General features: G+C 76.7%; 1 protein-coding gene. It reads left to right on the top strand.

Annotated elements, in window-relative coordinates; translation table 11 throughout:
- The first annotated feature begins 82 nt into the window (after positions 1 to 82).
- Positions 83 to 10597 (top strand): SDR family NAD(P)-dependent oxidoreductase, encoded by a 10515-nt coding sequence (locus tag ACZ60X_RS26845; protein ID WP_469603385.1) that lies wholly within the window; start codon positions 83 to 85, stop codon positions 10595 to 10597.
- Positions 10598 to 10746 lie beyond the last annotated feature (149 nt).

The raw sequence follows: 10746 nt of genomic DNA, 5'->3' as shown, positions 1-10746 counted from the left end.
GTCCGGCACCGGGCCACCCATGTCCGGCGCACTCTCCACCGCGTCACCAGCGCCGCCGAGCCAGCAGGGAGCGACACCGACCGTGGACACATCCGTCGAGCAGATCGTCGAGGCGCTGCGCGAGTCATTGCTCGAGAACGAGCGGCTGCGCCAGCGACACGCCGAGATCACCGAGGCGGCGCAGGAGCCCGTCGCGATCGTCGCGATGAGCTGCCGCTACCCCGGCGGCGTCAGTACGCCCGAGCAGCTGTGGCAGCTGGTCGACGCCGGCACCGACGCCGTGGGCGACTTCCCCGCGGACCGCGGCTGGGACGTCGAGGCCGTCTACGACCCCGACCCGGACGCCCCCGGCAAGACCCATGTGCGCGAGGGCGGCTTCCTGTACGACGCCCCGCTGTTCGACCCCGGCTTCTTCGGCATCAGCCCACGCGAGGCGCTCGCCATGGACCCCCAGCAGCGGCTGCTGCTGGAGACCGCCTGGGAGGCGTTCGAACGCGCCGGGATCGACCCGCACACCCTCAAGGGCAGCCGCACCGGCATCTACGCGGGCGTCATGTACCACGACTACGGCAGCTGGCTCACCGACGTGCCCGAAGGCGTGGAGGGTTACCTCGGCAACGGCAACCTGGGCAGCGTCGCCTCCGGGCGCGTGTCGTACCTCCTCGGCCTCGAAGGCCCGGCCGTCACGGTCGACACCGCCTGCTCCTCCTCGCTCGTCGCGCTCCACCTCGCGGTGCAGGCGCTGCGCACCGGCGAGTGCACCCTCGCCCTCGCGGGCGGTGTGACGGTGATGTCCACGCCCGACACCTTCATCGACTTCTCCCGCCAGCGGGGCCTCGCCGAGGACGGCCGCTGCAAGTCCTTCGCCGAGGGCGCGGACGGCACCGGCTGGGGCGAGGGCGCCGGTCTGCTCCTGCTGGAACGGCTCGGCGACGCCCGGCGCAACGGGCACCGCGTGCTCGGCCTCGTCCGCGGCACCGCCGTCAACCAGGACGGCGCCTCCAACGGCCTGACCGCCCCCAACGGCCCTTCGCAGCAACGTGTCATCCGCGCCGCCCTCGCCAACGCCCGCCTGGCACCCCACCAGGTGCACGCCGTCGAGGCCCACGGCACCGGCACCCCCCTCGGCGACCCGATCGAGGCACAGGCGCTGCTGGCCACCTACGGGCAGGACCGGCCCGGCGAGCCGCTGTGGCTGGGCTCGGTGAAGTCCAACATCGGGCACACCCAGGCCGCCGCCGGTGTCGCGGGTGTCATCAAGATGGTGATGGCGATGCGGCACGGCCGGCTGCCCAGAACGCTGCACGCCGACCGGCCCACCTCCCAGGTGGACTGGGAGTCCGGTGCCGTGGAACTGCTCAGCGAGCCCCGCGACTGGCGCACCGAGGACGGCGAGCCCCGCCGCGCCGCCGTGTCCTCCTTCGGCATCAGCGGCACCAACGCCCACGTCATCGTGGAGGCCGCCCCCGAGCCCGAAACCCGCGCCGAGGAGCCCGCCTGGTCCGGCCCGCTCCCGCTGGTGCTGTCCGGCAAGGGCGAACACGGCCTCGCCGCCCAGGCCCGCCTCCTCCTCGACCACCTCACCACCGGCACCGATCCCGTACCCGACGTCGCCCACACCCTCGCCACCGGGCGCGCCGCACTGGACGAGCGGGCCGTCGTCACCGGCGCCGACCTGCCCGCCCTCACCGCGGGCCTGGCCGCTCTCGCCGCGGGCGACGCCGCGCCGAACGTGGTGCGCGGCAGGCCGGCGGCCGAGTCCCGGATCGTCTTCGTCTTCCCCGGCCAGGGCTCCCAGTGGGCCGGCATGGCCGCCGAACTCCTCGACGCTTCACCGGTGTTCGCGGCCACCATGGCCGACTGCGCCGCCGCCCTCGCACCCGTCACCGACTGGGACCTCATCGAGACCGTACGGGCGCGCCGGCCGCTGGAGCGGGTGGACGTCGTCCAGCCCGTGCTCTGGGCGATCATGGTGTCGCTCGCCGAGGTGTGGCGCGCCCACGGGGTCCGGCCCGCCGCCGTCATCGGGCACTCCCAGGGCGAGATCGCCGCCGCCTGCGTGGCCGGCGCGCTCTCCCTCGCCGACGGCGCCCGCGTCGTGGCCCTGCGCAGCCAGGCCATTGCCCGGGAACTCTCCGGCCGGGGCGGGATGATGTCCGTCGCCCTGCCCGAGGCCCGGGTACGCGACCTCGTCGCCGGCTACGCCGGCCGGGTCGCGGTGGCCGCCGTCAACGGCGCCTCCTCGGTGGTCCTCTCCGGGGACGCCGACGCCCTGGACGAACTCCGCCAGAGCATCGTCGCAGGCGGCGACCGCGCCAAGCGGCTCCCGGTGGACTACGCCTCCCACAGCGCCCACGTCGAGTCGATCCGCGACCGGCTGCTCGCCGACCTGGCGGACGTCGAGGCCCGGCCCGCCGAGGTGCCGTTCTACTCCACCGTCACCGGCGCCCGGCACGACACCACCGGCCTGGACGCCGGTTACTGGTACACCAACCTGCGCCAGAGCGTGCTCTTCGAGCCGGCCACGCGCACCCTGCTCGACGCCGGGTACGGGGTGTTCGTCGAGTGCAGCCCCCATCCCGTGCTGCTGCACAGCATCGCGGAGACCGCCGACGCCGCCGGTGCCGACATCACCGGCCTCGGCTCGCTGCAGCGCGACAACGGCGGCCCCGAGCGCGTCCTGGCCGCCCTCGGCGAGGCCTTCGTCGCGGGCGTGCCGGTCGACTGGAGCGCCGTCTTCACCGGCGTGCCGGTGCGCTCCGCCGACCTGCCCACCTACGCCTTCCAACGGGAGCGGTACTGGCTCGGCCGGTCCGCCGCCGGCGGCGACGTCGGCGCCGCCGGACTGCAGACCACCGGCCACCCGCTGCTCGGCGCCGCCGTCCCGGTCGCCGCGGGCGGCACCCTGTTCACCGGCCGCCTCACCACCGCCACCGCGCCCTGGCTCGCCGACCACGCCGTGTCCGGCACCACCCTGCTGCCGGGCACCGCCCTCGTGGAACTGGCGCTCGGCGCCGGCCACGACCTCGGCTGCCCGCACCTCGCCGAACTCACCCTCCAGGCACCGCTGGTCCTGCCCGAGCGGGGCGCGGTCCAGCTCCAGCTGCACGTGGCCGCCCCCGACGACACCGGGCACCGCGCGCTGACCGTCCACTCCCGCCCCGAGGGCGCCGACGACACCGCCTGGACCCCGCACGCCACCGGCCTGCTCGTCCCCCGGACCACCGAGCCCGGCTTCGACCTGACCGCCTGGCCGCCCCCGGGCGCCGAGCCCCTCCCGGTCGAGGACGCCTACGCCCGCCTCGCCGGCCTCGGCTACGACTACGGGCCCGCCTTCCAGGGCCTGCGCGCGGCCTGGCGGCGCGGCGACGAGACCTTCGCCGAGGTCGAACTCCCCGTGGAGCCAGGGGGCTTCGCACTCCATCCCGCCCTGTTCGACGCCGCCCTGCACGCCGACGGCCTCGCCGCCGCCGGCGAGGACGCCACCCGGCTGCCCTTCGCCTGGACCGGGGTCTCGCTGTACGCCGCCGGCGCCACCGCCCTGCGGGTCCGGCTGCACGGCGGCGACCCGCTGACCCTCCAGCTGGCCGATCCCACGGGTGCCCCCGTCGCCGAGGTCGAGGCCCTGGTCTCCCGGCCCGTCGACCCGGGCGCACTCACCTCCGCCGCCCGCACCGACGACCTGTACCGCCTGGACTGGCCCGCGTTGCCCCTGCCCGACGCGTCCGTGCCCGACTTCGCCGTTCTGGCGGAAGGCGGCCCGGCCGTGCTCGACACCGTGCCCGCGTGGACGGTGCTGCCGGTCGGCGACGACGACCCGGTCACCGGCGCGCGCCGCGCGACCGGCCGCGCGCTGACCGCCGTACAGGACTGGCTGGCCGACGAACGCACGGCGCAGGCACGGCTGTTGGTGCTCACCCAGGGCGCCGTGGCGGTGGGGGAGGAGGACGTCACCGACCTGGCGGGCGCCGCCGTGTGGGGCCTGGTCCGGGCCGCGCAGGGCGAACACCCGGGCCGCTTCGTCCTCGTGGACTGCCCGGACGGCGACGCGGGCACGGCCGTGGCCGCCGCGGCGGCGAGCGGCGAACCCCAAATCGCCCTGCGCGGCGGCACGGTGCACGTACCCCGGCTCGCCCGCGCCACCCCGCACGGGCAGCCGCCGGTCCTCGACCCGGACGGCACCGTACTGATCACCGGCGGCACCGGCGTCCTCGGCGCCCTGGTCGCCCGCCACCTGGTGACCGGGCACGGCGTACGACGCCTGGTGCTCGCAGGGCGCAGCGGCACCGCCGCCGAGGACTTCGCCGACCTCGACGGCCTCGGCGCCGAGATCACCGTGGCCCGCTGCGACGCCGCCGACCGCGACCAACTGGCCCGGCTCATCGGGGAGGTGCCCGCCGAGCATCCGGTGACCGCCGTCGTCCACCTCGCCGGCGTCCTCGACGACGGCCTGGCCACCGACCAGACGCCCGAGCGCCTGGACGCCGTACTGCGCCCCAAGGCCGACGCCGCCTGGCATCTGCACGAGCTGACCCGCGACCTCGGCCTCGCCGCGTTCGTCCTGTTCTCCTCGGCCGCCGGCACCGTCGACGGCGCCGGGCAGTCCGGCTACGCCGCCGCCAACGCCTACCTCGACGCCCTCGCCGCCCACCGCAGGCACCACGGCCTGCCCGCGCACGCGCTGGCCTGGGGCTTCTGGGAGCAGCGCACGGGAATGACCGCCCACCTCACCGACGCCGACGTGGACCGCATGGCCCGCGCGGGCGTCCGCCCCCTGCCCACCGAAGAGGCCCTGCGCCTGCTCGACGCCGCGCTCGCCGCCGACGAGCCGCTGCTGCTCCCGGTCGGCCTGGACCTGGCCGCCCTGCGCCGCGCCGGTGACGTCCCGGCCGTCCTGCGCGGCCTGGTCCCGGTCCGCGCCCGCCGCACCGCGGCCCCGCGCACCGACTCCTCCTCGCTCGCCGACCGGCTGGCCGCCCTCGGCCCCGCCGAACGCGACGCGGCCCTCATGGAACTGGTCCGCACCCACGTCGCCGCCGTGCTCGGCCACGGCAGCGACATGACGCTCGACCCGCGCCGCTCCTTCCGCGAGTCCGGCTTCGACTCGCTCACCGCGGTCGAACTGCGCAACCGCCTCGGCGACGCCGTCGGCCTGCGCCTGCCCGCCACCCTCGTCTTCGACTACCCCGACGCGAGCGCGCTCGTGAGCCACCTGCGGACCGAACTCCTCGGAGCCGAGGCGCAGCCGGCCGCCGAGGCCGCCCCGCGGCAGGAGCCGGACGAGCCGGTCGCCATCGTCGCCATGGCCTGCCGCTACCCCGGCGGCGTCCGCACCCCCGAGGAACTGTGGCGGCTGCTGGCCGACGGCGGCGACGGCATCGGCGCCTTCCCCGCCGACCGCGGCTGGGACCTGGACGGCCTCTACGACCCCGAGCCCGGCAAGGCCGGTCACTGCTCCACCCGGGCGGGCGGGTTCCTGTACGACGCCGCCGACTTCGACCCCGACTTCTTCGGCATCGGCCCGCGCGAGGCCCTGGCCATGGACCCGCAGCAGCGGCTGCTGCTGGAGACGTCCTGGGAGGCGCTGGAGCGGGCCGGCATCGACCCGCACTCCGTGCGCGGCAGCCGTACCGGCGTCTTCGCGGGCGTGATGTACCACGACTACGGCAGCCGGCTCACCCGCGTCCCCGAGTCCGTGCGCGACTACCTCGGCAACGGCAGCCTCGGCAGCGTGGCCTCCGGCCGGGTCGCCTACGCCCTCGGACTGGAGGGGCCGACGCTCACCGTCGACACGGCGTGCTCCTCGTCCCTGGTGGCGCTGCACCTGGCCGCGCAGGCGCTGCGGCAGGGCGAGTGCACCCTGGCGCTGGCCGGCGGCGTGTCCGTGATGTCGACCGTCGACACGTTCGTGGACTTCAGCCGGCAGCGCAACCTCGCCGCCGACGGCCACGCCAAGTCCTTCGCCGACGGCGCGGACGGCACGGCCCTGTCCGAGGGCGCCGGCATGCTCGTCCTGGAACGGCTCTCCGACGCGCGAGCCCACGGCCACCCGGTGCTGGCGGTGGTGCGCGGCAGCGCCGTGAACCAGGACGGCGCCTCCAACGGGCTCACCGCACCGAACGGCCCCGCACAGCAGCGGGTCATCCGGCAGGCGCTGGCCGCCGCCCGGCTGTCGGCCGCTGACGTGGACGCCGTCGAGGCGCACGGCACCGGCACGACGCTGGGCGACCCGATCGAGGCGCAGGCGCTGCTCGCCACCTACGGCCAGGACCGCCCCGCCGACGAGCCGCTCTGGCTGGGCTCCGTCAAGTCGAACATCGGCCACACCCAGGCCGCCGCCGGTGTCGCGGGCGTCATCAAGACGGTCATGGCGATGCGCAACGGCCTGCTGCCGAGGACCCTCCATGTGGACGCGCCGTCCACCAAGGTCGACTGGGACGCCGGGCATGTGCGCCTGCTGACCGAGGAGCGGGCCTGGCCGCGGACGGACCGGCCGCGCCGGGCCGGGGTGTCGTCCTTCGGCATCAGCGGCACCAACGTCCACACGATCATCGAGGAGGCACCGGCAGAGGAGCCCGTGCCCGACACCCGAGCGGCCCCCGCCCCGCTGCTGCCCCTCGTGCTCTCCGGCGCCACCCCCGAGGCACTGGCCGCCCAGGCCCGACGCCTGCGCGCGGTCGCCGACCGGCCCCTGCCCGACCTCGCCCGCTCCCTGGCCACCGGCCGCGCCGCGCTCACCCACCGGGGCGCGCTCGTCGCCCGCGACCACGACGAACTCCTGGCCGCGCTCACGGCGTTGGCCGACGGTTCCACCGCCGACACCGTGGTGCGGGGCCGGGCCGCCGGCGGCGGGACCGCCGTCCTCTTCACCGGACAGGGCGCCCAGCGCACCGGCATGGGCCGGGCCCTGTACGCCGCGCACCCCGCCTTCCGGCAGGCACTGGACGACGCCTGCCAGGCGCTCGACGCCCACCTCGACCGACCGCTGAAGGACGTGATGTGGGCCGAGCCCGGCACCGGGGAAGCCGCCCTGCTCGACCAGACCCGTTACACGCAGTGCGCCCTGTTCGCCGTCGAGACCGCGCTGTACCGGCTGCTCCGGTCCCACGGCGTGCGCCCGGACTGGCTGGCCGGCCACTCCATCGGTGAACTGACCGCCGCGCACGTCGCCGGCGTCTGGGACCTGGCGGACGCCGCCCGGCTGGTCGCCGCGCGCGGCCGGCTGATGCAGGCGCTGCCCGCCGGGGGCGCGATGCTCGCCGTCGACGCCACCGAGGCCGAGGTGCTGCCCCACCTGGGCCCCGAGGTGTCCGTCGCCGCCGTCAACGGGCCCCGCGCGGTCGTGGTCTCCGGCACCGAGTCCGCCGTGGAGGCCGTCGCCGCCGCCTTCGCCGGGCGCCGTACCAAACGGCTGCGGGTCAGCCACGCCTTCCACTCCCCGCTGATGGACCCGATGCTGGCGCAGTTCGAGAAGACCGCCCGCGACCTGCGCTACGCGCCGCCCGCGATCCCGGTCGTCTCCAACCTGACCGGAGCGCGCGCCGGTGCGGACGAACTGTGCGACCCCGAGTACTGGGTCCGGCACGTCCGCGAGGCCGTCCGTTTCGGCGACGGGATCCGCACCCTGGAGGCGGACGGCGTGCGCACCTTCCTCGAACTCGGCCCCGACGCCGTCCTGTCGGCCATGGGCGCGCACGCCGTCGCCGACACCGAACGGTCGGCGTTCGTGCCCGCGCTGCGCCGCGACCGCGACGAGGAGCAGACCTACGCGACCCTGCTCGGCACCGCCCACGTGCGCGGCCTGACCGTCGACTGGGAGCGGGTGTTCGCCGGTACGGCCGCCCGCCGCACCGATCTGCCGACCTACGCCTTCCAGCGGCGGCGGCTGTGGCTGGACGACGCGCCCGGCGCGGCCGGCGACGCGGCCGGCCTCGGCCAGGCACCGGCCGGGCACCCGATGCTCGGCGCCGCCCTGGAGCTGGCCGACGACGACCGGGTGGCCCTGACCGGCCGGCTGTCCCTGGCCACCCACCCGTGGCTCGCCGACCACGCCGTGGCGGGCGTCGTCCTCGTCCCGGGCAGTGCCTTCGTCGAACTGGCCGTCCAGGCCGGCGACCGCACGCACTGCCCGCAGGTGGAGGAACTCACCCTGGAACGGCCCCTGGTGCTCCCCGCACACGGCGCCGTCCACCTCCAGGTGGCCGCCGGGACACCGGACGCCGACGGGCGCCGGCCGCTGACCGTGCACGCCCGCCCGGAGGGAGGCGACGGCGAGTGGACCCGGCACGCCACCGGGGTCCTCGCCCCGCGCACCGCGCCCGAACCCGCGGCCGTCACCGCCTGGCCGCCCGCCGGGGCCGTACCGGTGGACGTCACCGGGACCTACGACCACCTGGCCGAACAGGGCTACCACTACGGCCCGTCGTTCCGCTGCCTGCGCGGCGCCTGGCGCGTCGGCGCCGAGGTCTGCGCCGAACTCGCCCTCCCCGACGCCGACGCGGCCGGCGGCTTCGGACTGCACCCGGCGCTGCTCGACTCCACGCTGCACGCCATCGACCTCCTCGACGGCCAGGATCCGACCGTCATGACCCTGCCGTTCTCGTGGGAGGGCGTCACGCTGTACGCCGCGGGCGCCACGGCGGTGCGGCTGCGCCTGACCCCGCAGGACACCGACCACATGACCCTGCGTCTGTACGACGGCGCCGGGGCGCCCGTGGCCGAGGTGGCGTCGCTGCGCATCCGCCAGGTGACCGCCGAGCAGCTGAACGCGGCGACCCCCGCGCCCGGCGACCTGTTCCGCGTGCGGTGGACGGCGCTGCCGGTCACCGCCGACGACGCCGCGCCCGCGCCCCGCACCCTCACCGTCGACCCGCCCACCGGAGCCGAACTGCCCGCGCTGGCCCGCCGGAGTGCGCTACAGGCCCTCGACGCGCTGCGGCGGCACCTGTCCGACGCTCCGGACGCGGGCGGCGCGCCGCTGGTCGTCCTGACCCGGTCCGCCGTCACCGTGGACGCCGACGGCGCGCCCGACCCGGCGCAGGCCGTGCTCTGGGGCATGGTGCGGGCGGCCGCCGTCGAACACCCCGGCCGGTTCGTGCTCGTCGACACCGACGACGACCCCGCCTCCGCCGCCGCGCTCGCGGCCGCCCTCGCCACCGGCGCGCCCGAACTCGCCGTGCGCGCGGGCACGGTGTACGTGCCGGAGCTGGCCCGGGCCGAGGAGGAACCGGGCGGCGCGCCGGCCCTGGACCCGGACGGCACCGTCCTCGTCACCGGCGGCACCGGCAGCCTCGGCCGGCTCCTGGCCCGGCACCTGGTCACCCGGCACGGGGTACGCCACTTGCTGCTGGCCGGCCGCGGCGGGCGCCTGCCCGAGTCCGGCGCGCTGGACGACCTGACCGCCCTCGGTGCGACGGTCACCGTGACCGCCTGCGACGTCACCGACCGGACCGCGCTCGCGGCGCTGCTCGCCTCGGTCCCGGCCGAACACCCGCTGACCGCCGTGGTGCACGCGGCGGGCGTCCTGGACGACGCACTGCTCACCGATCTCACCCCCGAGCGGCTGGAGACGGTCATGCGGCCCAAGACGGACGCCGCCTGGCATCTGCACGAGCTGACACGGGACCTCGGCGTCGCCGCGTTCGTCCTGTTCTCCTCCGCCGCCGGCACCCTGGGCGCGGCGGGCCAGGCCAACTACGCGGCCGGGAACGCCTTCCTGGACGCCCTGGCCGCCCGGCGCCGCAGCGAAGGGCTTCCGGCCCTGTCGCTGGGCTGGGGGCTGTGGGACACCGGGGAGGGCATGGCCGCCGGGCTCGGCGAGACCGAGCTGCGCCGGCTGGCCCGCGACGGCATTCTGCCGCTGCCGGCCGACCGGGCGCTCGCCCTGTTCGACCGGGCGCTGACGACCGCCGCCGCTCCGGCCGCCGACCGGGCCCTGCTGCTGCCGGTGCGCGTCCAGGTCACCGACGACGCCCCCGCCCTGGTACGCGGCCTCGCGCCGGCGGCGGTGCGCCGCACCGCGCAACCGGCCGCCGCGGCACCGGCGTCCGCCGGGCCGCTGCCGGCGCGGCTGGCCCGGCTGAGCGGCGCCGACGCCCTCCAGCTGCTGGTGGACACGGTGTGCGGACACGTCGCCGACGTCCTCGGACACGGCGCCGGCAGCGCCGTCGACCCCCAGCGGTCCCTGGGCGACCTGGGCGTTGACTCGCTGGCCGCGCTGGAACTGCGCAACCGGCTCAGCGCCGAGACCGGCCTGCGGCTGTCCACCACCCTCACCTTCGACTACCCGACCTCCGACGCCCTGGCCCGGCACCTCTTCGCGGAGCTGGGCGGGGACACCTCCGGTGACCCCGTCGACATCGAGGCCGAAGTGGTGCGCCTGGAGGAGGTGCTGGGGGCCGCGCTGGACTCCGCCGCGTGCGACGAGGAGCAGCGGGCCCGGGTCGCCGCCCGGCTGCGCACGCTCAGCGCGCGCTGGGACGGCACCGTGGAGTGGCGCGAGAACGGCACCGCGCCCACCGGCGAGCAGGGGCTGGCGACCGCCACGGCCGACGAGCTGTTCGGCATCCTGGACGACGAACTGGGCAGCTTCGACTGACGACGCTCGGCCATGACCCGGCCAGGGCCCGGGACACCCGCCGGGTGTCCGGGCCCTGGCCCGTCCGGGCGCGCACGCGGTGCCGTGCGACGCAAGAGTGGCGCGGCCCCGCCGGCGGGGAAGCCGGTGGGACCGCGTTACGTGCGCTG

The sequence above is a fragment of the Streptomyces sp. NPDC104106 genome, assembly GCF_055584345.1.
The sequence above is the reverse complement of the archived record's forward strand: the minus strand, read 5'-3'. Positions and strand labels throughout refer to the sequence as shown.